The sequence below is a fragment of the Streptomyces sp. AM8-1-1 genome, from assembly GCF_032229325.1.
Taxonomy (GTDB): domain Bacteria; phylum Actinomycetota; class Actinomycetes; order Streptomycetales; family Streptomycetaceae; genus Streptomyces; species Streptomyces achmelvichensis.
In genome coordinates, this window is sequence record NZ_CP135086.1 from 5,727,510 (window position 1) to 5,750,381 (window position 22,872).

Sequence of the window (22,872 nt, forward strand, 5' to 3'; positions counted from 1 at the left end):
CCGCTCAACGGCCGGCGCCGAGCGCGCACACGGGCCGGTCCGGTACCAAGGCGGGGTAAGCCGGCTCCCGCCCGCTCCCGTAGTGCGGCGCTCAGTGCACCGCGACCTCGCCCGCGTGCACGGCCCGCAGCGCCCGCTCCACCGTTTCCTGGTTCTCGCCGACCGGAGCCACGTAGTCGAGGATTCCGCGCGCCGCGTCCTCCCCGACCGTTCGCGTCATCACCCACGTCGCCAGGTACTGGGACGCCAGGCAGCCGCCCGCCGTGGCGATGTTCCCCTCGGCGTGGAACGGCGTGTCCAGCACGGTGACGTCGAGGGCCTCGACGAAGGGCCGGGTCTTGATGTCCGTGCAGACCGGCATGCCGTTCAGCAGCCCCAGCCGGGCGAGCACCAGCGCACCGGAGCACTGGGCGCCGATCAGCTGGCGTGAGGGGTCGAGCTGCAAGCGGGAGAGCATCCGGTCGTCGGCCGCCACCTCGCGTGCCTTGACGCCGCTGCCGATCAGTACGACCTCGGCTTCGGTGACGAAGTCCATCGGGCGCTGCCCGGTCACCTCGACGCCGTTCATCGAGGTGACCACCGGCGTCGGTGTCGTGATGAAGGCTTCCAGGCCGTCCTTACGGCAACGGTTGATCAGCGCGGAAGCGATGAAACTGTCGAGTTCGTTGAACCCGTCGAAGGTGACCACTGCTACCTGCATCACAACTCCTTGACGTACGGCACCGGCTTCGCAGTCTTCCTGCCCCGCCATTCCGGTGCGAGGGCCAATCGGCGGCCGGTGGCCTGCCTGACTGTGCCAGGCAGGTCGAGCTCCGGAGCCCGAGCCCCCTTACCGGCCCGCCGATCCGCCGATGGTGCCCAAGGCGTCTCCGAGGTCCCGTTCGGTGGCACCCCGGGTCTGGAAGCCCTGCTCGAACAATTCGGCCACGCGTTGCTGCGCCGTCTCGCTCCGGACGAGTTGCTGGAACAGCGCTGCGTCCGCGCGTACGTCGGCAGGGGCCGGAAGGCTGATGTCGTTGATCGCCGACTTGGCCGCGATCAGCGCATCGCGGGGGAAGCCGCCCATGCGCGCGGCCATGCCTGCCACGAACGCGTCCAGTTCGGCGTCGGGAACGGCGCGGTTGATCCATCCATAGCGTTCGGCGAGGTCCGCGTCGAAGTCCGACGACGTCAGCACGGCCTCGAGCGCCCGGCCCCGGCCCAGTAGCCGAGTGAGGTGCTGGATCGCGCCCGCGCCCGGAGGGGCTCCGACCGCCACTTCCAGTTGGCCCAGGACGGCGTTCTCCCGGGAGGCGAAGCGCATGTCACAGGCGAGGAGGAACTCGCTGCCCGCTCCCCGGGCGCGGCCGCGCAGTTTGCCGATGGTGACGACCGGAAGCCGGCTCAGCTTGCGGAACAGCATTCCCAGGGAGGCGTCGCCGGGGCCTCCGGCCTTCGCGGCCTCGGCGGTGTACTCGGCGACCTTGGTCATGTCGACGTGCGGGAAGAAGTATTCGGCGTCCGCGCTCTCGAAGATCACCACGCGTGGGGCGTCCGGTTGCGCCAGGTCGTCGAGGAGCGAGACCAGGTCCCGCACCACCTCGGGGCCGATGAGGTTCATGGGCGGTGCGTTGAAGGCGGCGGTCAGGACGTTGCCGTCCACGCTGGTGTCGATGGTTTCGTACGAGGCGGTCATGGGGTCTTCCTGTCGTCGCTCGTCACGACTCGGCGGCAAGCCCGGCGGCTGTCAGCCGGTGATCATTGCCCTGGTGCCCTGGTGCCCTGGTGCCCTGGTGCCCTGGTGCCCTGGTGCCCTGGTGCCCTGGTGCCCTGGTGCCCGTCGCCGTGCGGTCCGCGGCGGCGCCCTCCTGCCATGCTACGTCGCATGGGCGGGGCCACGACCTGGGGCGACGGGTCCGGCGAGGCGCCGCGAGAGCCCCGGACCGCGGCGGGCCTCCGCCACGTTTGCGTCGTCCCGAGTGGCATGTGAGGGTTGAGGATGGTATAGGCCAAAAAGCCTGGATCTGCACCTCCAGAGCTACCGGGGACCCTCGGGTCCGCTCCGTACAGCGGGCCAGGTCTCGTCCCTCACCGTCAGTGCAGGAGACGCAATGAAGACCGCAGTGCAGTTCCCCAGCAACAACCTCATGCTCGCGGGGAACCTCTACACACCCGACGACTACACCGAGTCGGAGCGCCGGCCCGCCGTCGTCGTCTCGCACCCCTACGGCGGTGTCAAGGAACAGACCGCCGGCCTCTACGCCCAACGGCTCGCCGACCAGGGGTTCGTGAGCCTCGCGTTCGACGCGAGCTACCAGGGCGAGAGCGAGGGCGAACCGCGCTTCCTGGAGAACCCGTTCGCCCGCGCCGAGGACATCAAGAGCGCCGTGACGTTCCTGTCCGTCTGCGATGAGGTCGATCCCGGGCGCATCGGTGCGCTGGGCATCTGTGCCTCGGGCGGCTACGTCCCCTACGCGGCCCAGACCGAGCACCGCATCAAGGCCGTGGCCACCGTCAGTGCCGCCGACATGGGCGGGCTGTTCCGTGAGGGTCTCGGCGGCGGTCAGAGCGAGGACGTCATCCGCGGCATGCTCGACCAGGCCGGCGAGGACCGCACCAACGAGGCCCTGGGCAAGGAGCCCCATCTGGAGCCCATCGTCCCCAACACGCCGGAGGAGGCGAAGGACGCGCCCACGCTGTACCGCGAGGGCAGCGACTACTACCGCACGCCCCGGGCCCAGCACCCCAACTCACCCAACCGCTGGGTCTTCCGCAGTGTCGACCAGATCGCCCAGTACTCCTCGTACGACCTGATCCACCTCATCTCCCCGCGTCCGCTGCTGATGATCGCAGGCACCGAAGCGGACACGGCCTACTTCAGCCGGGAGGCCATCGGGAAGGCCGGGGAGCCGAAGGAACTCTTCTGGATCGACGGCGCCACGCACATCGACCTCTACGACAAGGAGGAGTACGTGCCCACCGCCGTCGCGAAACTGACGGACTTCTTCACGCAGCAGCTCACCAAGGCCTGACGGCCTGGTCTGTCGCGCCCGGCCGCGAGGGTTCCGCCGGTACGCGACGAGGGTTCCGTCGCCCATCGACGGAACCCTCGTTCGGGGCGGTACCCGCGATCGCCCCGGTTGGCCGTGCCGGACCCGGGGGATCAGGCCGCCGCGAGGTTCTCCTTGAAGAAGCCGGTCAGCTTCGCGACCGCCGCCGGCACGTACGTGTCCCGGTCGTAGAGGTCGATGTGCGTCGCCCCTTCCACCCAGAAGAGTTCCTTGGGCTCGCGGGCCCTCGCGATCGCCTCACGGCTGAAGTACGCGGTGTCCGCCTCGGTGCCCGCGATCATCAGCAGGGGACGAGGAGAGATCAGATCGACCATGTCGAAGGAGGAGTACTGGGCGATCTGGTCGACGCTGCGGAACAGGTACCGGTTGGGGGAGTTGGGGTGCTGGGCCCGGGGCGTGCGGTAGTAGTCCTGGCCCTCCTGGTAGAGGGTCGGCCAGCCGGCCGCGTCTTCCGGGGTGTCCGGGACCACCGGGGCGAGCCGGAAGGTGCCCTCCGTGACCTCGGCGGTACGGGCGTCCGCGGCGGCAACGAGCATGTCCTGAAGGACCTGCTCGTCCTGTCCGCCGCCAAGTCCCTCACGGAACAGCGCGCCGATGTCCGCCGCGCTCACGGTTGCCACCGCCTTGATCCGGTGGTCGGTCGTGGCCGCGAACGGGACGTAGCCGCCCGAGGCGCAGATGCCCAGCGCGCCGATGCGGTGCGGATCAACCTGGTCGAGCGTGGCGAGGAAGGTCACCGCGCTCCTGATGTCCTCGGCGCGGGCGAACGGGTTCTCCAGGAAGCGCGGTTCGCCCTCGCTCTCGCCCTGGTACGCGGCGTCGAAGGCGAGCGTGACGAAGCCTTCCGCGGCGAGCTTCCGCGCGTACAGGCCGGCGGTCTGCTCCTTCACACCGCCGAAGGGGTGCGAGGTGACGACAGCGGGGCGCCGGTCGCCCTCGACGTGGTCGTCGGGGAGGTAGAGGTGCCCGGCAATGGCCAGCCCATTGCTCTGGAATTGCACATCGATGGGAAGCATGGGTGTTTCTCTTTCCTGATTCGCAGGTTTCGTGTGTGTCATGGATGAGGCCCGTACGGCCGGTCACGTCATTCACGGTCACACGGGGTCAGGAGAGGAACAAGAGTGGCCTTTTTCCTGGGAACGATCGTTCCTGGGAAAGATTTCTCCCCCTCACGGACAGGCCGTCGGCTGCGACACTGGAAGGCATGGGTACCGCAGACGCGCAGCGCAACGAACTCGGCGAATTCCTCAGAACCCGGCGCGCCGAACTCACGCCCGCCGATGTCGGCCTGCCCGACTCCGGAGCACTGAGGCGAGTGCCTGGACTGCGCCGGGAAGAGGTGGCCCAGCTGGCCGCCATCAGTACCGACTACTACACGCGGGTGGAGCAAGGGCGGCTCAAGGCCTCGGAGCCGGTCGTGGCAGCCCTGGCCCGGGCGCTGCGGTTGAACGAGGACCAGACCGTGTACCTCCGCGGGCTGGCGGCGAAGCGCGGGGGCCGAGCCACGAGGCGGCCCGCGCAGCGTGTCCGTCCGCAGTTGCAGCGGCTGCTGGACCTGCTTTCCGACGCTCCCGCCCTTGTCCTCGGCCGGCACATGGACGTGCTGGCGTGGAATTCGCTCGCCGCTGCCCTCATCACGGATTTCTCCGCGCTGTCCCAGCCCGAGCGGAACTATCTGCGCCTCGCATTTCTCGACCCGGATGTCCGTCGCCTTTTCACCGACTGGGAAAGCACGGCGCGCACCTGCGTGGCATATCTCAGAATGGACGCGATGCAGTATCCGGATGACCCCCGGCTCGCCGCGCTCGTGGGTGAGCTGTCGGTGAAGGACCCCGATTTCCGCATCTGGTGGGCGACGCACGATGTCGCGCACAAGGCGTGCGGGACCAAGGCCCTCGATCACCCGGTGATCGGTGCGCTGACGCTCGACTGGGAGATTCTCGGCTGCACGACCGACCCGGATCAGCAGCTGATGGTGATGACCGCGGCGCCCGGCTCGTCGTCCGAGGAGGGCTTGCGGTTTCTCGCTTCGTGGAGGGGGGCGGAGGCGACGCCGTGACCGCGGGAGCGGCTGACGGTAACCCGTGGTCGCGGAAGGCGGACCGGTGGCAGACTCGCCGGGTCGCTCAGTCAGTTCGGTTCCGGCCAAGGAGTCCGTATGCCCCTTGATGTTCCCGTCGCGGGGCAGTGAACATGCTGCCCTACGTCTACCGCGTCACCAAGTACGATCCGGCTGATCGCAATGAGCACGGGTACTACACCGGCTCCGAGGACACGGGGAGCGACCACGGGAGCGTCGAAGCCGCCTACCTGGCGGCCGTTGCTGCCTTCGCCGAGGACAGCGCGGTTCAGTACCTGGCCATACGCGAGCCGTTGATCTCCGTACCCGTCCACTTCGGGCTGGAGCCCCCGATCGACGGGTACGGCCTGGCCGGTCACTTCGCGCCCGATCTGACCGGATTTCACGACGGGGCGGAGGTTTCCCTCGCGGCGGCGTCGGAACTGCTCCGGGCCATGCTGCGCGACAACGGTGCATGGTGCCGTCTCGAAATGGAGGGGCGCTTCTTCGTCCACGTGGGATGGGACCAGTACGTCTACGTCGGCAGCGGCAGGCCTTGCGATCGTGCGGTGGCCCACACCCATGAACTCGGTCTGTTCGCCGAGCGACTTGATGTGTCCCCCTACGAGGCGTCGTTCGACGAGGAGCCCGGTGAGCAGCGTCCCGCCGACGATGCCTTCTGGGCACGGGTGGCCTGGTGCGTCGCCACAGGTGAAGCAGGCATCCTGGAGGAGGGAAACGTCCACAACGTCTCCCGATGGCACCGCATCACCCAGGCGAATCTTGACGCGGTCCGCGCCCGGCTCGTGCCTCGGGCGCGGTTGACCGTGTGGCCGGACCTGTCCACGGACCTCGACGCCGAACGAGACGCCTTCCCGGAGGAGGGCCTGATCGAGCTCGTCCGGGAGGACGAGGACGGGCGGATCACCAGCGTCTTCGCGGACGAGGACGCGTACGAGGAACTGGCCGCGCTCCTCGACGGCGCTCGCGCAGCAGCGGTGTTGCCGATCACCGTCGATGAGCGCCATCCGCTGTTCACTGCCGTGCTGCCTGATGACGACGGTGTGCTGCGAGCGCGCTGGAGGACCGACCCGACACCGAGCGACATCCGGTGGGCCGCGATCAAGGCGTTGCAGCGCGGTCAGATCTGCTCGGGCATCGTGATGTCGATCGGCGAGGCCGAGGCGCTCGTCGACCTCCACGGTTTCGAGGGAGTGATGACCGTCCCCGAACTCCCGGGACAGCGTGCGGCTCAGGGCCTGGGGGAGATGGTCGGCGTCGGTGAGGAGGTGACCGTCGAGATCGTGGAGGTCGACATGGTCCGCGAACGCGTCGCTGTGTGTTTGAAGGGGAACCAGGACGAGCCCGGCTGTCCGGGGGCATCCGTCTGACGACGGTCGGCCCGCAGCTCAGGTCCCTCGGGCCTCGTCCCCGCCCCACCCTCTGGACTTCCGATGTGCGCCTCCGCCGCCCATGTGCAGAGCGCGCGCGTTCGCGTTCCGCGTGATGCACTGGAGGAACAGGAGGTGCGTCGTGTCAGGTCGAGCCGGCAAACCCCGCAACATCTTCCTCGTGTGGCTGGTATGGCCGCTGATCACCCTCGGTATCTACCACTTGGTCTGGTACTACAAGGTGAATCGCGAGGCCCGCGACTTCGACGAGCGGATCGAGGTCGATCCGATGCTGTCCGTGCTGGCCGTCACCATCGGCTGGCTGGTGATCGTCCCGCCCTTCGTGTCGGTCTACAACACCGGGCTGCGCATCGCCCGCATGCAGACCTCGGCCGGGCTGCAGCCCACCTGCAATCCGTGGATCGGGGTCATCCTCGGGATCATTGCCGGTCTGCACTCGCTCTACTACCAGCACGAGCTGAACCAGATCTGGGCCCACTACGGGAACCCGGTGGAGGGCGAGCAGGTGTCTCTTGCCGCCTGATCCGGTGGCCTCACGTCACGGACAAGGCGCCGTCGGCCACGCCTCGTTCCGCCCGAATGTCGTTACCCTGGCGCCCCGCACAGTTCGGCGTCGGCACCAGGGGCGAGCATGGTCGATCTCAAGCAAGAGCTGCACCGCAAGCTGAAGGCCGGCAGGGCCGGGTTGTTGGGGAAGCTGGAGGGGCTGAGCGAGTACGACCTGCGGCGGCCCCTCACGCCCAGCGGGACCAATCTGCTCGGGCTCGTCAAGCACTTGGCCGGTGTGGAGTACGTGTATCTCGGGGAGTCGTTCAAGCGGCCGGCGCCCGAGACCATGGCGTGGGTCGAGGACGGGTCACTCTGGGACGGCGCCGACATGTGGGCTACCGCCGACGAGTCCAGTGAGTATCTGATCGGGCTCTACGAGCGGGCCTGCGCGCACGGTGACCGGACCGTCGAGGAGCTGGGGCTGGACGCTCCCGGGTGGGTGGCGCACTGGCCCGAGGAGCGGCGCGAGACCACGTTGGGCGTTCTGCTCGTGCGGATGGTGGTCGAGACCGCGCAGCACGGGGGGCACGCCGATGTCGTCCGCGAGCTCATCGACGGGCGGGGCGGTCCCGATCACGACGAGATCGGCGATGAGGCGTGGTGGCGCGACTACGTCGCCGGCATCCAGCGCGCCGCCGACACCTTCGCGGACAAGGCCGGGGAGTAGGCGGGCGAGCAGGCGCGCCTTGTGTACGCGGTGGTCGGACCGTTCGTCCTCCCGGTACTCGACCGGACCGCACCCCGCTCCCGGCCGTCGGCGGTTACGTTGAGTGCGTGATCGAGACCTGGAATCCCGCCGACGCCGGCGTGCTGCGGCTTCCCTCCGGTCGGTATGTGCGGGGGCGTGGGCTGCGGAAGGGGCTGCCCGATGGGCGTGTTCCCGACTTCGGGGTGTATCTGCTCGGGAAGCCGCCGGCCCAAGTCGACTGGGACTTCACGTGGTTGAAGTGGCCCGACTTCCGGCTGCCCAGTGATCGCGGCGCCGCCCGCGAGGTGCTGCGGGAGGCGTGGGAGCGGGCCGCGCGGGAGCGGGTGGAGATCGCCTGTGGGGGTGGGCGGGGGCGGACCGGGACCGCGCTCGCCTGTCTCGCCGTCCTCGACGGAGTGCCCGCCGAGGACGCCGTGCGCTACGTGCGGCAGCACTACGACTCCCACGCCGTGGAGACACCCTGGCAGCGGCGCTACGTCCGTCGCTTCACCGGGCCGCGCACAGGGGATCGATCATGAGCGGCATGGCCGCTGTCGGACCCGCGAGGCACACTGGGACACATGTGCCGCAGCATCAAGACTCTCCGTCCGCCCGTCCTCCCCGAAGAGGCCACCGAGGACGACATCCACGCCGCCGCCCTCCAGTACGTGCGGAAGGTGTCCGGCTTCCGGGCGCCCGCCGCGCACAACCAGGAGGTGTTCGACCGGGCCGTCGAGGCGATCGCGGAGGCGACCGGCCGACTGCTCGACGGGCTCGAGATCCGCGGCGGCGGTGGCGCCGCTAAGCGGTCTCAGGAGCAGGCGACGGCGTCGGACGCCGCATGACGTAGGCCGCCAGTGCCCCCGCGCCCGCCAGCGCGAACACGGACACGGCCGCGCCGACCCAGGTCGCGCCGAGCCACTGGCCACCGAAGTAGCCGAGGCCGACGCTGTAGCCCGCCCAGGCCACGCCCGCGAGCGCCGACCAGGGCAGGAACTCCTTCACCTTGCGGTGGGCCGCGCCCGCGCCCAGGGAGACGACCGAGCGGCCGGCCGGGGCGAAACGGGCGATCACGACGAGCGTGCCGCCGCCACGGCTCAGGGCCGTACCGAGCCTCGCCTGCGCACTGGTCAGGCGACGGGACTTGGCGATCGCGCGGTCGAAGCGGTCGCCACCGCGCCAGGCCAGGCGGTAGGCGACGAGGTCACCCAGGACGGAGGCGGTGGCCGCGCACAGGACCAGGACGAGGAGCGAGGGGACCTCGCGGGGGACCTGACCGGCCGCGTTCGCCACGGACGTGGCGGTCGCGGTGGTTCCGGCGGCCGCGGCGGTCGCCGCGGTGATCACCAGGACACCGCTCGGCAGGACGGGAAGGAAGACGTCGAGGAGGACGGACAGGGCCACCACGGCATAAATCCATGGGCTGCCGGTCAGCGACCCCATGCTCTCGAGCACCTTGACTCCCCGGTTCGTGAACAACGCCGCGACGTCGCAGGGGAGCGGCAGGGGCGGCAGTACAGCTGTACAGCGTACGCCTGAGGTTCACCCCGAGATCGCTTGGGGGGTACTGATGTTGTGATCATCACGTCTGCCCGGAATGGGGAATTACGCCGCTCCTGCCGGGGTTGGGCGGAGCCCTCGCCTCCGCTCCTGCGGGGGTTCGCCGGAGCCCGAGAACCTCCCCTTGCAGCGGACTCCCCGCCTCCGCACGCCTGAGCGCCCGCGTCCCCTTCGTGCGGACGCGGACGCGGGCGCTCGGCGGTCTGCGTTCTGCGGTCTGCCTTCTGCGTTCTGCGGATCGGGATCAGGCGGAGACCGTGGTCCGCTGCTCGCCCTCGCTGCGGTTCGTGCCACGCGCCGCGAAGAGCTTGTCCACCGCGAGCGCGCCCGGGCCGGTGAAGATCAGGAGCAGGAACGCCCAGCAGAACAGCACCGGCTCGCCACCGCTGTTCTCCAGAGGGAAGAGGCCCTCCGGCTGGTGCACCGAGAAGTACGCGTACGCCATCGCGCCGGAGCAGAGGAACGCGGCGCTGCGGGTTCCGATTCCGAGGAGTACCAGGGTGCCGCCGATCAGCTCGATCACCGCGGCGGGCCCCTTCGGCCAGCTGCCGGCCGCGATCGTCTCGCCGTCGGTTATGACGCCGAAGAGCGTGTTGGCGCCGTGGCAGGCGAAGAGCAGGCCCACGACGATGCGGAACAGGCCGAGGGCGTAGGGCTGGTACTGGTTCAGCCGGGAGGTCAACTGGGTGTTGGCCATGGGGACTCCTGCGGTGTGGGGGACGAGAGGTGGAGCTCGCCTACAAGTTAGGTCGACCTAATCAATGCTTGCAAGTTCAACATTCGGCCGGACTTCTTTTCTCACGCGAACTTCACGTAGGGGCAACGTGCGCAGCGCGGCCCGGGCCACGGCGTCCGCGTCGGCGAGCGTCACCGAGTCCACACCGGGGCGCGCACCGGCCGCCGTCACCCAGTGCACCCCCTCCGTCGGCACGCCGAGGGCGAAGCGCCTCGGGTGCGCCCGCCCCCGTCGGTCCACCAGGCGGTACGGACGCCGGGTGACGTCCAGTCCGCCCGTCTCGTAGCCGTCGACCGCGTGCGGCCGGCACTGGCCCGTCATCATCAGCCGGCTCAGCAACGCGTCGCTGGTGCGCCGGAGATCGGGCTCCGGCAGCCGCGCCTCGATGAGCGTCGTCGCCGTCACCGCCGAGCCCGGGACATCGGGGGAGTGCGCCGTGAAGCGCCCGTCCGCCGTGCCCATGGCCGTCCGCGGGCCGATCACCTCCAGCACGCCCGCCTCCACGAGCGCGGTCATCTCCTCGATGCGCCGGCGCGGCGGCCCGATGGAGAGGAAGGCGTTCAACGGCGTGTACCAGCGGTCCAGATGATCGCGGCGGGACGTGCCGGAGAGGCCCGCGTGGTCCACGATCAGGCGCAGTTCGTTGCGCAGATCCCGCAGGACGTCGAGCGCGGCCTTCACCGGGCCGGCCACGTTGCCGAGGGCCGCCTGCTCCGCGTCCTGCCGCAGATGGGCCAGCAGCCAGGCGCGGTGCTCGCGCGGGGAGCCGAACCGTTCACCCGCATACGGGCGGGACAGCCGCTCCCACGACCAGCGGCCGGCGGCCGGGACGCCGAACTCGTCCAGTACGGCGGCCTCTTCGGCGCTCCCGTGCGGCGCGGCGAGGAAACGGGTCCGGAAGCCGGGGGCCGCGTCGAGCAGCGCCTCGTAGTGGACCGTCTCCACCTCCTTGGCCACCAGCGGCCATATCTCGGTGAGGAAGTCCGGCGGAGTGCCTGCGGCCGCACGGTCGCGGAAGGCGGCGATCACCTCGGCCGTGAGAACGAGCGGTTCATGACGGCCGGAAGGGCCCTTGGCGTTGTCTCCGCGTGCCTGGTACGGCACCCCGCGCCGCGATCCCGCGTAGAGCCGCGGCTCACGGCCCGAGGCCCGGTAGACGAGCGTTCCGGACGCGTCGCGGACGAACGTGCCGCCCCGGCCAGTCGTCAACAGGGCCATGTGGTCGAAGAAGTTGAGGCCGAGGCCGCGCAGCAGCACCCGCTCGCCGGGCTCGATGCCGGAGAGGTCGATGTCCGCCGGGTTGGCGGGGGCGACGTAGCGCAGACGCGGGTGACGGGACGCGTACTCGGCGAGATGCGCCTGCGTCTGCCGTCCGACGACCGGCAGATGGCCCTGGGCGAGCACCACCGCGCTCAGTCCGGTGAGCGTCGTGCCGTCGTCCAGGGCCAGGGTCTGTGGCGGGTCCGGCTCGTCGCTGTGCCGGTCGTCCGCCAGTGCCACCGCGCGTGCCCGGTGCACCCGGACCGTCACGGACTCCGGTGCGCCCGCGACCGCACGCCGGAACGCCCACTCCAGATAGCGGCCGTAACAGGCGCGCGTGGGGTACTCGTCGGGGCCGAGGTCCTCGTCGGTGTGGGCGGCCGCCCACTCGAAGAGGCTCGGCCCCGGGCGTATCGGGCCCTCGCAGCCGACGCTGGCGTCCGTGAACACCGTCACCTGGGAGGCGACCGTGTTCATCAGGAGCTCCGCCGGCTGGTCCGTGCGCCAGACGCGCCCGGCGCCCGGGGGCGCGGGGTCGACGAGATGGACGGTCAGCGGTGTCCCCGGCCTCAGTTCCGGAACCGAGGCGCAGAGTCTCTCCAGGACCGACGTGCCGCGGGGGCCCGCGCCGACGATCGCGACGGCGTGGGCACCGACGAGGGCACGAGGGGGCGAAGCGGTGGACCATACGTCGCGTACGTCGGACAAAGCGGAAACTCCCCGGCATTGAGGCGCGCTCGGAAGCGGAGCGTCCGCCACATCATGCCGGGGGCCCGCCGTGAGTCGAACCCCTGGGGGAGGGATCACCCTGTGCTGTGGGAAGGGTCACGGGCCGTGGTCAGCTCGCGTTCGTCGACGGTCACCAGCCGCGCACCCACCCCGCCGTCGCCCATCTGGGCCTGGTCCAGGCGCAGATGGGCCGCCCGGCCACGCAGGTGCAGCGTCATCAGCTGATTGCCGAACCACGGTCCGCCCGTACGGTCCCAGTGGACCGGCGGACGGCCCGTCCGGCCGTGGCGGGCCAGCGCGTGACCGAGCCGCCGCCCCAACCGGCTCCAGCCGAAGCGGAATCCGAACCTCATGGACCGGGGTACGGAGTTGTGCACGGGCGAGCAGGTCAGCTGCACCACATGGGCGTCCGGGCCGGGCTTGCCGCGCCAGTCGGGTTCGGCGACGTAGGCATGGTGGACATCGCCGGACAGCACACAGACCGTCGCCGGTGCGCCCTCGCCCGTGCCGGTCTCGGCGAACAGCCGGGCCATCTCCTCGAAGGAGTCGGGGAAGGCCGCCCAGTGCTCCAGGTCGGCCGCACGGCGCAGCTTCTCGCCGATCCGCGCCCAACGCTCGCCCCGCTCGCCGCGGCACAGCGCCGCGTTCCAGCTCTCGGCGTCGTGGATCAGCGGAGGCAGCAGCCACGGCAGCGAGGTGCCGACGAGGAGATGGTCGTACGAACCCTTGCGGTCCAGCGCCTGTTCCCGTACCCAGGCGGCCTCACCCGGGTCCAGCATGGCGCGGCTCTTCTCCTCCAGGACCCGGGCGGCGCGGCTGTCGACCATCAGCAGTCTGGTCCGGCCGAAGTCGCGGCGGTAACTCCAGCGCACACAGGCCGGATCGGTGTCCGCCTTCGTGGCGAAGGCCCGCAGCTCCTCGGTGCCGTCGGGCGAGGAACGCACGGCCGCGTACGTCTCGTCGGTCTCCAGCTCGGCGGGCGTGAGATTGCCGAGGTGCTGATAGACCCAGTACGACATCAGTCCGCTGGTGACGCGCTTCTGCCACCAGTCGGTGGCGCGCATGTCGGACACCCAGGCGGCGCTGGTGTTCCAGTCGTCGATCAGGTCGTGGTCGTCGAAGATCATGCAGTTCGGGACGGTGGACAGCAGCCAGCGCACATCGGGGTCGAGCCAGGACTCGTCGTAGAGGTGGGTGTACTCCTCGTAGTCCGTGACCTCGGCGCCGGGCGGCTGGTCGAGATCGCGCCGCTTCGCCAGCCACTCCCTGGTGCTCTCGGAGGTCTCGTCCGCGTACACCTGGTCACCGAGGAGCAGCAGGACGTCGGGGCGCTCGGAGGCCGGGGCGGTGGCCAGCCGGGACGCCAGGGTGTCGAGGGCGTCGGGGCCCACCGGGTCGTGGTCCTCGGCCGCCGGGGCCGCCCAGCGGCAGGAGCCGAAGGAGACGGTCACGGCCGTGGAGCCGGCCTCGGGGCTGGTGATGGTGCTCGGCGGGAAGGCCGAGTGCTCCAGCGGCCAGACGCGGTCGCCGTCGAGCAGTACCTCGTACTCCGTGGTCGTGCCCGGGGTGAGGCCGGTCACCAGCACCAGGGCATAGAAGTGATCGGCGACCCGGAACGTGGGCGCGGAGCCGCCGGCACCGTCCGCGCAGCGGACCTCTGCCGTGCAGGCCCGGTCGGCCTCGACCCAGACCGTCGCCGTGCCACCCGCCTCCCAGTCGACGAACCGCAGCAACGGTCCCAAACGCAGCCCTGCCATGTGTCCTCCTCCGTCGCCCCGTACCGTACGGAACGACGGAGGGGTAAGGACAGGTTCCGGCGAAGATCCGCGCCGGACGGTCAGCCGCTGGTCAGCAGCCGTTCAGCACGGACTGCAGTGCGCTCTTCTCGGCGGAGTCGACGCTCATGGCGTAGTACTGCTTCACCTGTACCCACATCCGGGCGTACGTGCAGCGGTACGCGGTGCGCGAGGGCATCCACTCGGCGGGGTCCTGGTCGCCCTTGGACTGGTTGACGTTGTCGGTGACGGCGATCAGCTGCGGACGGGTGAGGTCGTTGGCGAACGACCCTCGGCGGGTCGTGGTCCAGCTGTTCGCGCCGGAGCGCCAGGCCTCGGCGAGCGGAACGATGTGGTCGATGTCGACATCGGCGGCGGCGGACCAGGTGGCGCCGTCGTACTCCGAGTACCAGCTGCCGCTGGTGGCGGCACAGCTGGAGTCCTGTACGACGTTCTTGCCGTCGCGCTTGAGGACGACCTCACGGGTGTTGCAGGCGCCCGACTGGGTGCTCCAGTGCGGGAACAGATCGCGGCTGTAGCCGCTGGAGGAACCTTCCGCCCGCACCGTGAGCTGGCTGAGGTAGGTGCGTGCGGTGGCGGCGCTGACCGGAGTGGGCGGGGCGGCCTGGGCGGTGGGGGCGGTCGCCAGGAGACCGGTGACGGCGAGGGCGGAGGTGGCGGCGAGAACGGATATGCGGCGGCCTTGACGCGCGTAGATACCGGGCATGCGAACTCCTCTGTCATGGGGGGTACTTGGCCAGTGGGCGTGGCCATGCTGACGGCGCGGGGTTGCCGTGGGGTGGGCGCCGGGTTACAGACTGACGACATGGGCACGTCACATCAAGAGTTCTGACGAAGCGGCACATGGCCGTCGGCGGCGTAGGGTTGGCGGGTGCTGCTGCCGGTGAACGTCACATTCGGGGCGGTTCTGGCCGTACTGCTCGCCGTGGCGGCGACGGTCGCGGCCGTCGCCCATCTCGGCCGGGCTCGGGAGATCGCGGTCGCGGGAGTGCGGGCCGCCGTCCAACTCGCCGCCGTTTCCCTGGTCATCGGCTGGGTCGTCCGGTCGCTGCCGCTGCTGTTCGCCTTCGTGCTGCTGATGTACGCCGTCGCCGTACGGACCGCCGGGCGGCGCATCACGGCCAACCGGACCTGGTGGTGGGCCGCACTCCCGATCGCCGCGGGTGTCTTTCCCGTCGTGGTGGCGCTGCTGCTCACCGGGCTGGTGCCGGTCAAGGGCATTGCGCTGATCCCCGTGACCGGGATTCTCATCGGCGGGGCGCTCACCGTGACCGTGCTCAGCGGGCGGCGCGCGCTGGACGAGCTCAGCCTGCGGCGCGGCGAGGTGGAGGCGGGGATGGCGCTCGGGCTGCTGGACCGCGACGCCCGGCTGGAGGTGGCCCGCCCGGCCGCGTCGGACGCGCTGCTGCCGGGGCTCGATCAGACGCGGACGGTGGGGCTGGTCACGCTCCCGGGCGCGTTCGTGGGCATGCTGCTCGGCGGGGCGTCACCGCTGCTGGCGGGCGCGGTGCAGTTGTTCGTGCTGGTCGGACTGATGGCGGTGCAGGCGGCGGCGGTGGCGGTGCTGCTGGAGCTGGTGGCGAGGGGGGTGCTGCACCGTGAGGAGGAGTGAGGGGGCGCGCCTCGATCGCCGGCGTGGCGTGAGGTTGCTTGACCTCGTGAGCCGGGCGGTGCGTCGGTGGCGGGGGTCTGGGTGTGCGGGTGCGGTGCGGGTGGTGGCGGGGCGCTGCCCCGGGCCCCGCGCCTCAATCGCCGGCGGGGCTGATTTTTGCGGGACCGGTGCGTCGGTGGCGGCGAGCGTGGGTGTGCGGGTGGTGGCGGGGCTCCGCCCCGGACCCCGCGCCTCAATCGCCGGCGGGGCTGATTCTTGCGGGCCCGGTGCGTCGGTGGCGGCGAGCGTGGGTGTGCGGGTGGTGGCGGGGCTCCGCCCCGGGCCCCGCGCCTCAATCGCCGGCGGGGCTGATCTTGCCGGGTGCGTCGGTGGCGGTCGGGATGACGTTCGCGCGGCCCGCGCTCAGGGCGTGAAGCTCAGCGCTATCAGCCCGTTCAGCGTCCACTCCACCGTGATTCCGTGCAGGTCCTCCACCCAGACGTCCGGGGACAGCGACTTCGCCCTCGGGCCCACGCCCACCACGCGCATGCCCGCCGCGCGGGCCGCCTCGATGCCCGCTTCGGAGTCTTCGAAGGCCACGCAGTCCGCCGCGACGAAGCCCAGTTCCGCCGCGCCCTTCAGGAAGCCCTCCGGGTCCGGCTTGCTCGCGCCGACGCGTTCCGCCGTGACGCGGACCGGGGGCATCGGGAGGTCCGCCGCCGTCATGCGAGCCTGGGCCAGGGGCTCGTCCGCCGAGGTCACCAGGGCGTGCGGGAGGCCGGTCAGTGCGGCGAGGAAGGCGGGGGCGCCGGGGACCGGGATCACGCCGTCCGTGTCCGCCGTCTCCTGGGCGAGCATCACGCGGTTGTCCGCGTGGTTCTGCTCCATGGGCCGGTCCGGCAGCAGGACCGCCATCGTGGCGTAGCCCTGGCGGCCGTGGACGACCTTGAGTGCCTCGTCCGGGTCCAGGCCGTGCTCCGTGGCCCAGCGGCGCCAGCAGCGCTCCACCACGGCGTCCGAGTTGACGAGGGTGCCGTCCATGTCCAGCAGGAGGGCGCGGGCGGTCAGGGCGGGCGTCGTGCTGGCCGGCATCGGCGTGCTCCAGGGCGGAGGGCGGCGAGGGACAAGACATCAAGCGGCTCCGCCCGCCGGTCAGGGAGTACGGGCGGAGCCACTTTGTTCCTTCACGATACAAAAAGCGGGCCGGATACGCCACTCGTTCCGGCTCGGCAGGCCATAACGGGACGCAACCACCACGATGGGGAGGAGAGTGGGGGGAGCGGACACGGGGGAGGGCGCGGCACCGAGGAGACCGAGGAGGGCGCATGGCGCAGGAAGTGGGCACCCCGGCCGTGAGCCCGGCCCCCGGGGAGGGGCAGAACCGGCGCAGCGTCATGGTCGCCATCGGAGCGCTGCTGTTCGGCATGCTGCTCGCCGCGCTCGACCAGACCATCGTCTCCACCGCGCTGCCGACCATCGCCAGCGAACTCGGCGGGCTGGACCATCTGTCCTGGGTGGTCACCGCCTATCTGCTGGCCTCCACCGCGGCCACCCCCCTGTGGGGCAAACTCGGCGACCAGTACGGCCGCAAAAAGCTCTTCCAGGCCGCGATCGTCATCTTCCTGATCGGCTCCGCGCTGTGCGGCATCGCGCAGAACATGCCGCAGCTCATCGGCTTCCGCGCCCTCCAGGGCCTCGGCGGCGGCGGGCTGATCGTGCTGTCCATGGCGATCGTGGGGGACATCGTCTCGCCCCGGGAACGCGGCAAGTACCAGGGCCTGTTCGGCGGTGTCTTCGGCGCGACGAGCATCCTCGGTCCCCTGCTCGGCGGCTTCTTCACCGAACACCTCACCTGGCGCTGGGTCTTCTACATCAACCTGCCCATCGGCATCGTCGCGCTGCTCGTCATCGCCGCCGTCCTGCACATCCCCGCACGCTCGGCCCGGCACACGATCGACTACCTCGGCACCCTGCTCATCGCGGCCGTCGCCACCTGTCTGATCCTCGTCGCCTCGCTCGGCGGCACGACGTGGCCCTGGGCCTCCGCCCAGATCATCACCCTCGCGGTGGTCGGGCTGCTGCTGCTCTACGTCTTCGTGCGGGTCGAGCGGCGGGCGGCCGAACCCGTGATCCCGCTGAAGCTCTTCCACATCCGCACCTTCACGCTCGTCGCGATCATCAGCTTCGTCGTCGGGTTCGCGATGTTCGGCGCGATGACCTTCCTGCCGACGTTCCTCCAGGTCGTCCAGGGCGTCAGCCCGACCCTGTCCGGGGTGCATCTGCTGCCGATGGTGCTGGGCATGCTGCTCACCTCCACCGCGTCCGGCCAGATCGTCAGCCGTACCGGCCGCTGGAAGGTCTTCCCGATCGCCGGCACAGGGATCACCGCGCTCGGCCTCGTGCTGCTCCACCGGCTCACCGAGACCAGTTCGACCTGGGAGATGAGCGCGTACTTCTTCGTCTTCGGGGCCGGGCTCGGCCTGGTGATGCAGGTGCTCGTGCTGGTCGTGCAGAACGCGGTCACCTACCAGGACCTCGGCGTCGCCACCTCGGGCGCGACCTTCTTCCGCTCCATCGGCGCGTCGTTCGGCGTCGCCATCTTCGGGACGATCTTCAACAGCCGGCTGGCGAGCATGCTCACCGAGGCGCTCGCCGGAAAGACGCTGCCGTCGGGCGCGGGGCCGTCGGAGCTGGCCGCCGATCCCCGTGCCATCGGCGAACTGCCGCCCGCGCTGCGTCCGTCGGTACTCCATGCGTACTCCACGGCCATCACGGACGTCTTCCTCTTCGCCGTGCCCGTGGTGCTCGTCGCGTTCGTCGTCGCCTGGTTCCTCAAGGAGGACCCGCTGCGTGCCTCGGTCACCGCGCCCGACCCCAGCCAGACGGTCGCGTCGAACCCGGTGGAGCGCTCCTCCCTCGAAGAGGCCGCACGTGCCCTGTCGGTCCTCGGCTCGCGCGAGGGACGGCGGCACATCTACGAGAAGATCACCGCGAAGGCGGGGTACGACCTCACCCCCGCGGCCAGTTGGCTTCTGCTGCGCATCCGCCGCCACGGGACGGTGGAGCCGGGCCTGCTCGCCGATGCCACGCCCGTGCCGCTGCGGACCATCACCGACGCCGCCCGACTGCTGGAGGAACGTCACCTCGCCCGTCGTGAGGGGCTCCAGTTGCTTCTGACCGAGGAGGGTCTGGAGAGTGCCGTACGGCTCGCCAAGGCCCGCGAGGAGTCGCTGTCCGAGCTGCTCGGCGACTGGTGGGGCCCGGAGCGGCCGACGGACCTGGTGCAGTTGGTCGAGGAGCTGAACGCCGAGCTGTGCGGCTCGGACGGCGAACGGCCCTACAGCCCGCCACCGAAGCGCGATCACGCCGCCTGAGGCCGTGGATGGGGCTGAGAACGGCCCGGGCCCGTCAGGCAGCCGCCGCGCAGTTCCTTGCCGTACCAGATCTGCATGTAGGGACCGGTGCAGTACGCCGGGATCTCGGCGTAGCCGTGCCGTACGTACAGCGCACGCGCCGCCAGGAGATCGAGACGGGTGTTGAGGACCATGCGCCGGGCGCCGAGCGTACGGGCCTCGTCCTCCAGCAGCTCCATCAGCATCCCGGCGCCCTTGCGACCGCGGAAGGCCGGGCGCACGAACACGCGGGTCAGCTCGGCGCGCCCGTCGTCCAGCAGCAGCACCCCGCCGCAGGACGCGGCCTCGCCGCCGTACCGGCCGACGACGAACGTCCCCGTGGGAGGGGTGAGCAGTTCGACGCCGTCGCCGGCCAGTCCCTCGTCGATCTCCCTGTCGGTCGCGGGCCGTTGCCAGTAGCTGCTCGCCACATCGGCGTAGTAGTCACGGCGCAGGCCCGTCGCGTCGGGTGAGTCGAAGGCCTCGCGGGCCAGGGTCCAGGACGTCATGACGTTCTCTGTACCGCAGGTGCCGGAGCCCTGGCCAGCGATTTCCGGGTGCGATCAGGCCTTGGGAGAGGCCGACTGGACCACCTCGAAGGACCACAGCGTGGAGCCGGTGGCCGCGGGCTTCGGACGCTCGCCGCCCTCACCCTGCGGACCGCCCTGACCCTGAGGGCCGCCCTGCGCGCCGCCGCCGTGGGCCGCCTTCATCGAACCCTCCATCCAGGCCTGGAACGACGCCTCGTCGCGCCAGCGCGTGTACACGAGGTACTGGTCGGTCCCTTCGAGCGGCCGCAGCAGCTCGAACCACTCGAAACCGTCCGCGCCCTCCACCGCACCGGCCCGGGAGGCGAAGCGCTTCTCGAGCACTTCGCGCTGCTCGGCGGGGACGGTCAGCACATTGATCTTCACCACACTGGCCACAGGACATCCTTCGCATAGGGGGATCTCGACCGTACCTCCGCGCCCTTCCCTCAGCGGAGGCGGTCCGGCCCGAGGAAGTCCACCGGCACCGCGGTCTCCACCCCGCGGACGAGATCGGCGAGGGCATCGCCGATGCCGGTCGCGTACTGGAGGCCGTACGCGCCGCCACCGCCGGCGACGACGACGCGCGGGTCCCCGTCGGGACGGCCGAGCACGAACTGCCCGTCGGCGGCCCGGGTCGTCGTCCGCACCGAGACCCTGGCCGGCAGCCGCCGCAGGCCCGGGAGCTTCGCCGGCAGGATGCGCGCCAGGTCGGACCAGTCGTCGTACGCCACGCCGCGGTCGATCTCGTCCGGGTCCAGTGGCTTGGCCGTCACCTCGCGGTCCTCCAGGCTCAGCCGGACGTCATGACCGCCTTCCGAACCGCTGCCGCGCAGCACCCGGCCGTCGTCGAGTTCGCGGACGAAGGCGGGGAACTCCTCCAGCGTGAAACTGCCGTCGTCCTCGAGCGGGCGGAACCAGGTCTCCGGCATCCGGACCGTCTCCAGCGGCAGGCCGGGCACCAGCTCCGCGAGCCAGGCGCCGGCCGTCACCACGACCTGCCGGACACGCACGCTGCGCTGGGCGGTGTGCAGCAGGACGCCGCCCGTGACGGGTTCGACGGAGACGATCCGGGTGTCCGCGAAGACACGGGCACCCGCGGTCCGGGCGAGGGAGACCGCGGCGCGCACCGCGTTCTCGGCCCGCAGCAGCCCCGCGGTCGGCTCCCACACGCCGATGTGGTGGTCGGGCACGCCGGTGTGGCGTGGGTACTGGAAGCGCAGCGCACGTGCCGTGAAGGTCCGGACATCGATGTCGTGCTCGCGCGCGGCACGCAGTGCGCCGCCGGCCACCAGCCCGTCCTCCGGGCCCACCAGCAGCCCGCCCGAGGGCACGAACAACCGCTTCCGCGAGGCCTCTTCGAGCTCCGACCACAGCGCGTGCGAGCGCCGGGCGAGCGGCACGAGCGCCGGGTTCTCGGAGCAGCACAGCCGGAACATCCCCGCGCCGTACGACGATCCGGGCGCACGGCCGGGCGTGAACCGGTCGAAGCCGATGACGTCGATGCCCCGGCCGGCCAGTCTCCACAGCGCCGAGGCGCCCCAGGCGCCGAGTCCCACGACCGCCGCATCCGCATCCCACTGAGTCATGTCACCTGCACCTGCCCTGTCGTCACGGTCCCTGGGTGCAGCCCACCACGCCCCTCCCGCGCGAGGCCTGAGTAACCGGTACTCACCTTGCTTCGGCCACTCAGCTTTCGGCCGCCGGAGGTCCGCGGAGCCGCCGGGGATCCGGACCGCGGGCGCGCCGACCGCAGTACGGCGGCAGGTGTTTGAGTACCTGAGTACTCACGATGCGGGACCCCCGGCCGTGGTGACCTCGACACTGCCGCGCGGTGCAGGCCGCGACGACGGGTGGAGGTTGTGATGCAGTTCCGTGTACTGGGGCCCCCTGAGATCTATGACGACGTCAGGCAGCGGAGCGTCCAGTTGAACAGTCCCAAGCAGCGCGTGCTCCTCGGGGTGCTGCTGGTCCGACTGGGGTCTGCCGTTCCCACGGAAGCGCTGATCAACGAGTTGTGGGGCCGCAACGCCCCGGACAAGGCGATCAACGCCCTCCAGGCGCACGTCTCCCGGCTGCGCCAGCAGCTGATCGAGGTCGAGCCCGCCCGGGCGAACACCCCCCGTCTCGTCGCGCGCGGCTCCGGCTATCTGTTGCAGGCGCGCCCCGACGAACTCGACAGCGTGCAGTTCCGGCTCCAGGCGGCCCGCGCCCAGCGGCAGTTGGAGACCGATCCGCACGCCGCCGCCGCCCTGCTGCGCAAGGCGCTCAGGCTGTGGCGCGGCCCGGCGCTGGACGGTGGCTCCCACGGTCCCCTGTGCGCGGGCGTCGCCGCCCGGCTGGAGGAGGAGCGTCTGCTCGCCCTGGAGGACCTCTGCGACGCCTCGATCCGGATCGGCCACCACCGCCAGGTGGTCGGCCAGCTCGAAGAGCTGGTGGTCGCACACCCGCTGCGCGAGCGCTTCCGCGACCAGCTGGTCCTGTCCCTCCAGCGCTGCGGCCGGCAGGGCGAGGCACGGGCGGTGCGGGACACCGTACGGCGGCGCCGCGCCCCCGAGACCGCTGCCGGACCGGTGGCCGTACGGGGCCTGTCCGTACGCCAGATCCACGAGGCGGGTCACCGCTGGCACGGGCACGGAGTCGGCGAACACCCGGTGGGCGAGGACGGCGTCGCCGACACCGAGCACCACCGGGAGGGCGGCGGCAGCGACCTCGAACTGCTGAGGTTGCGACGCCGGGTGGACCAGCTGACGTCGGAACAGCACTCGCTCCGTTCGGAACTGGACCGGCTCATGGCGCTGGTCGAGGGCGGTTCGGGACAGCGGAGGGACTCCGCCTGACCGAACGGCGATCCGGCGCGCGACCGGTGTACCGGCGTGCGATCCGGGCGCGGTGATCTCGTGTGCGACCCGGCGCGGCGACCCTGCGTGCGACCCGGCGCGGTGACCGGCGGACCGGTTCCGCCGGTCCGTTCGCCCTGCCGGTTGTCAGCCTGTCAATTGTCTGTCAGATGTGCCCATTCGGCGCCCGGAACGGGTGGTCCGCCCACCTAAACTGCGAATCGCCGATGAGCGGAATTGCGAATTCTGAGAGGAGATTTCCATGGCCGTACTGCATACCACCCACCGGGGCGCCGGAACACCCGACGACCTGTGGAAGGTACTGCTCGACATCGAGGCATTCCCTTCGTACATGGAGGGGGTCAACGAGGTCGAGATCACCGAGGAGGACGGCGACCGCCGTACCAGCAGCTGGGTGGTCGAACTCAAGGGTTCCGAAATGGAATGGGACCAGGAGGACGTCATCGACGCCGGCCGGCGGCGGGTGGAATTCCGCCAGATCGACGGTGACCTCGCGAACTACGAGGGATATTGGCAGATCGTCGAGGACGCCGAAGGGGTCGGCCTCGAATTGAAGGTGGAGTTCGACATCGGTCTGCCGATGGTCGCCGAAATGATTCATCCCGCTGTGGCCAAGGCACTCGAGGGCTATCAGCAGGGCATCGTCGAGCAGAGCTCGTAGG

The 22,872-nt window shown here is 70.7% G+C and carries 23 protein-coding genes; 11 read left to right on the forward strand and 12 right to left on the reverse strand.

What is annotated here, in order from left to right; all coding sequences use genetic code 11:
* Nucleotides 1–91: 91 nt before the first annotated feature.
* A complete protein-coding gene (locus RPQ07_RS25685) occupies nucleotides 92–700 on the reverse strand; it encodes a DJ-1/PfpI family protein (protein ID WP_313946546.1) in 609 nt (202 codons plus the stop codon).
* Between the two features lie 129 nt (nucleotides 701–829).
* Entirely contained in the window at nucleotides 830–1,675 is an 846-nt protein-coding gene (locus RPQ07_RS25690) for an enoyl-CoA hydratase/isomerase family protein (RefSeq protein WP_313946547.1), read from the reverse strand.
* A gap of 415 nt (nucleotides 1,676–2,090) precedes the next feature.
* Here RPQ07_RS25690 and RPQ07_RS25695 point away from each other — a divergent pair, with 415 nt between their 5' ends.
* Nucleotides 2,091–3,011, forward strand: a complete 921-nt coding sequence (locus tag RPQ07_RS25695) for an alpha/beta hydrolase (protein WP_313946548.1) — start codon at nucleotides 2,091–2,093, stop codon at nucleotides 3,009–3,011.
* Between the two features lie 131 nt (nucleotides 3,012–3,142).
* On the opposite strand, the gene RPQ07_RS25700 is transcribed toward RPQ07_RS25695, so the two are convergent.
* Nucleotides 3,143–4,066, reverse strand: a complete 924-nt coding sequence (locus tag RPQ07_RS25700; protein ID WP_313946549.1) for an alpha/beta hydrolase — start codon at nucleotides 4,064–4,066, stop codon at nucleotides 3,143–3,145.
* 188 nt (nucleotides 4,067–4,254) lie between these two features.
* Between RPQ07_RS25700 and RPQ07_RS25705 the strand changes: the two genes are divergently transcribed.
* From RPQ07_RS25705 to RPQ07_RS25730, 6 genes are all read left to right on the forward strand, one after another.
* Nucleotides 4,255–5,109 carry a helix-turn-helix transcriptional regulator gene (locus RPQ07_RS25705; RefSeq protein ID WP_313946550.1) on the forward strand — a complete coding sequence of 285 codons (855 nt, stop codon included), beginning with the start codon at nucleotides 4,255–4,257 and terminating at the stop codon, nucleotides 5,107–5,109.
* Between the two features lie 134 nt (nucleotides 5,110–5,243).
* A complete protein-coding gene (locus RPQ07_RS25710) occupies nucleotides 5,244–6,500 on the forward strand; it encodes a S1 RNA-binding domain-containing protein (RefSeq protein WP_313949024.1) in 1,257 nt (418 codons plus the stop codon).
* A gap of 142 nt (nucleotides 6,501–6,642) precedes the next feature.
* On the forward strand, nucleotides 6,643–7,044 hold the full coding sequence (locus tag RPQ07_RS25715) for a DUF4234 domain-containing protein (protein ID WP_313946551.1): 402 nt from the start codon (nucleotides 6,643–6,645) through the stop codon (nucleotides 7,042–7,044).
* 108 nt (nucleotides 7,045–7,152) lie between these two features.
* Complete coding sequence (locus RPQ07_RS25720; RefSeq protein WP_313946552.1) at nucleotides 7,153–7,737, forward strand: DinB family protein; 585 nt, start codon at nucleotides 7,153–7,155, stop codon at nucleotides 7,735–7,737.
* Nucleotides 7,738–7,844: 107 nt separating this feature from the next.
* The gene (locus tag RPQ07_RS25725; protein ID WP_313946553.1) at nucleotides 7,845–8,297 is read left to right on the forward strand and encodes a protein-tyrosine phosphatase family protein; all 453 of its coding nucleotides are present in this window, start codon (nucleotides 7,845–7,847) and stop codon (nucleotides 8,295–8,297) included.
* Nucleotides 8,298–8,339: 42 nt separating this feature from the next.
* Complete coding sequence (locus RPQ07_RS25730; protein ID WP_313946554.1) at nucleotides 8,340–8,603, forward strand: DUF2277 domain-containing protein; 264 nt, start codon at nucleotides 8,340–8,342, stop codon at nucleotides 8,601–8,603.
* Here RPQ07_RS25730 and RPQ07_RS25735 read toward each other — a convergent pair.
* The 5 genes from RPQ07_RS25735 to RPQ07_RS25755 form a co-directional block, all read right to left on the reverse strand.
* Nucleotides 8,560–9,213, reverse strand: coding sequence for a DedA family protein (locus RPQ07_RS25735; RefSeq protein ID WP_313946555.1), 654 nt, complete (start codon nucleotides 9,211–9,213; stop codon nucleotides 8,560–8,562). The genes RPQ07_RS25730 and RPQ07_RS25735 overlap by 44 nt on opposite strands.
* A 349-nt stretch (nucleotides 9,214–9,562) precedes the next feature.
* Nucleotides 9,563–10,015, reverse strand: a complete 453-nt coding sequence (locus RPQ07_RS25740) for a DoxX family protein (RefSeq protein WP_313946556.1) — start codon at nucleotides 10,013–10,015, stop codon at nucleotides 9,563–9,565.
* 57 nt (nucleotides 10,016–10,072) lie between these two features.
* Nucleotides 10,073–12,022, reverse strand: a complete 1,950-nt coding sequence (locus tag RPQ07_RS25745; RefSeq protein WP_413777780.1) for an FAD/NAD(P)-binding protein — start codon at nucleotides 12,020–12,022, stop codon at nucleotides 10,073–10,075.
* Between the two features lie 95 nt (nucleotides 12,023–12,117).
* Nucleotides 12,118–13,800, reverse strand: coding sequence for an alkaline phosphatase D family protein (locus RPQ07_RS25750; protein ID WP_313946557.1), 1,683 nt, complete (start codon nucleotides 13,798–13,800; stop codon nucleotides 12,118–12,120).
* Between the two features lie 91 nt (nucleotides 13,801–13,891).
* Complete coding sequence (locus RPQ07_RS25755; protein ID WP_313946558.1) at nucleotides 13,892–14,545, reverse strand: HNH endonuclease family protein; 654 nt, start codon at nucleotides 14,543–14,545, stop codon at nucleotides 13,892–13,894.
* A 165-nt stretch (nucleotides 14,546–14,710) separates the two neighbouring features.
* Between RPQ07_RS25755 and RPQ07_RS25760 the strand changes: the two genes are divergently transcribed.
* The gene (locus RPQ07_RS25760) at nucleotides 14,711–15,451 is read left to right on the forward strand and encodes an ABC transporter permease (RefSeq protein WP_313946559.1); all 741 of its coding nucleotides are present in this window, start codon (nucleotides 14,711–14,713) and stop codon (nucleotides 15,449–15,451) included.
* Between the two features lie 402 nt (nucleotides 15,452–15,853).
* Here RPQ07_RS25760 and RPQ07_RS25765 read toward each other — a convergent pair whose 3' ends face one another.
* Nucleotides 15,854–16,522 carry an HAD-IA family hydrolase gene (locus RPQ07_RS25765; protein WP_313946560.1) on the reverse strand — a complete coding sequence of 223 codons (669 nt, stop codon included), beginning with the start codon at nucleotides 16,520–16,522 and terminating at the stop codon, nucleotides 15,854–15,856.
* 233 nt (nucleotides 16,523–16,755) lie between these two features.
* Between RPQ07_RS25765 and RPQ07_RS25770 the strand changes: the two genes are divergently transcribed.
* Nucleotides 16,756–18,804, forward strand: a complete 2,049-nt coding sequence (locus RPQ07_RS25770; protein WP_313946561.1) for an MFS transporter — start codon at nucleotides 16,756–16,758, stop codon at nucleotides 18,802–18,804.
* Here the strand turns inward: RPQ07_RS25770 and RPQ07_RS25775 are convergent.
* From RPQ07_RS25775 to RPQ07_RS25785, 3 genes are read right to left on the reverse strand one after another with little or no spacing between them, the layout of a single operon-like run.
* Nucleotides 18,792–19,331 carry a GNAT family N-acetyltransferase gene (locus tag RPQ07_RS25775; RefSeq protein ID WP_313946562.1) on the reverse strand — a complete coding sequence of 180 codons (540 nt, stop codon included), beginning with the start codon at nucleotides 19,329–19,331 and terminating at the stop codon, nucleotides 18,792–18,794. The two genes, RPQ07_RS25770 and RPQ07_RS25775, sit on opposite strands and share 13 nt — an antisense overlap.
* A 54-nt stretch (nucleotides 19,332–19,385) precedes the next feature.
* Nucleotides 19,386–19,748 (reverse strand): antibiotic biosynthesis monooxygenase, encoded by a 363-nt coding sequence (locus RPQ07_RS25780; protein WP_313946563.1) that lies wholly within the window; start codon nucleotides 19,746–19,748, stop codon nucleotides 19,386–19,388.
* A gap of 50 nt (nucleotides 19,749–19,798) precedes the next feature.
* Nucleotides 19,799–20,938: an FAD-dependent oxidoreductase gene (locus tag RPQ07_RS25785; RefSeq protein ID WP_313946564.1), complete on the reverse strand. Its 1,140-nt coding sequence runs from the start codon at nucleotides 20,936–20,938 to the stop codon at nucleotides 19,799–19,801.
* A 276-nt stretch (nucleotides 20,939–21,214) separates the two neighbouring features.
* On the opposite strand from RPQ07_RS25785, the gene RPQ07_RS25790 reads away from it, so the two are divergent.
* Entirely contained in the window at nucleotides 21,215–22,189 is a 975-nt protein-coding gene (locus tag RPQ07_RS25790; RefSeq protein ID WP_313946565.1) for an AfsR/SARP family transcriptional regulator, read from the forward strand.
* 262 nt (nucleotides 22,190–22,451) lie between these two features.
* Nucleotides 22,452–22,871 carry a type II toxin-antitoxin system RatA family toxin gene (locus RPQ07_RS25795; RefSeq protein WP_313946566.1) on the forward strand — a complete coding sequence of 140 codons (420 nt, stop codon included), beginning with the start codon at nucleotides 22,452–22,454 and terminating at the stop codon, nucleotides 22,869–22,871.
* The last annotated feature ends 1 nt before the right edge of the window (nucleotide 22,872 follow it).

Coding starts and splice junctions, on each gene's coding strand:
- RPQ07_RS25685 (WP_313946546.1), bottom strand. CDS start 700: ATGCAGGTAGCAGTGGTCACCTTCGACGGGTTCAACGAACTCGACAGT.
- RPQ07_RS25690 (WP_313946547.1), bottom strand. CDS start 1,675: ATGACCGCCTCGTACGAAACCATCGACACCAGCGTGGACGGCAACGTC.
- RPQ07_RS25695 (WP_313946548.1), top strand. CDS start 2,091: ATGAAGACCGCAGTGCAGTTCCCCAGCAACAACCTCATGCTCGCGGGG.
- RPQ07_RS25700 (WP_313946549.1), bottom strand. CDS start 4,066: ATGCTTCCCATCGATGTGCAATTCCAGAGCAATGGGCTGGCCATTGCC.
- RPQ07_RS25705 (WP_313946550.1), top strand. CDS start 4,255: ATGGGTACCGCAGACGCGCAGCGCAACGAACTCGGCGAATTCCTCAGA.
- RPQ07_RS25710 (WP_313949024.1), top strand. CDS start 5,244: ATGCTGCCCTACGTCTACCGCGTCACCAAGTACGATCCGGCTGATCGC.
- RPQ07_RS25720 (WP_313946552.1), top strand. CDS start 7,153: ATGGTCGATCTCAAGCAAGAGCTGCACCGCAAGCTGAAGGCCGGCAGG.
- RPQ07_RS25730 (WP_313946554.1), top strand. CDS start 8,340: ATGTGCCGCAGCATCAAGACTCTCCGTCCGCCCGTCCTCCCCGAAGAG.
- RPQ07_RS25740 (WP_313946556.1), bottom strand. CDS start 10,015: ATGGCCAACACCCAGTTGACCTCCCGGCTGAACCAGTACCAGCCCTAC.
- RPQ07_RS25750 (WP_313946557.1), bottom strand. CDS start 13,800: ATGGCAGGGCTGCGTTTGGGACCGTTGCTGCGGTTCGTCGACTGGGAG.
- RPQ07_RS25755 (WP_313946558.1), bottom strand. CDS start 14,545: ATGCCCGGTATCTACGCGCGTCAAGGCCGCCGCATATCCGTTCTCGCC.
- RPQ07_RS25765 (WP_313946560.1), bottom strand. CDS start 16,522: ATGCCGGCCAGCACGACGCCCGCCCTGACCGCCCGCGCCCTCCTGCTG.
- RPQ07_RS25770 (WP_313946561.1), top strand. CDS start 16,756: ATGGCGCAGGAAGTGGGCACCCCGGCCGTGAGCCCGGCCCCCGGGGAG.
- RPQ07_RS25775 (WP_313946562.1), bottom strand. CDS start 19,331: ATGACGTCCTGGACCCTGGCCCGCGAGGCCTTCGACTCACCCGACGCG.
- RPQ07_RS25785 (WP_313946564.1), bottom strand. CDS start 20,938: ATGACTCAGTGGGATGCGGATGCGGCGGTCGTGGGACTCGGCGCCTGG.
- RPQ07_RS25790 (WP_313946565.1), top strand. CDS start 21,215: ATGCAGTTCCGTGTACTGGGGCCCCCTGAGATCTATGACGACGTCAGG.
- RPQ07_RS25795 (WP_313946566.1), top strand. CDS start 22,452: ATGGCCGTACTGCATACCACCCACCGGGGCGCCGGAACACCCGACGAC.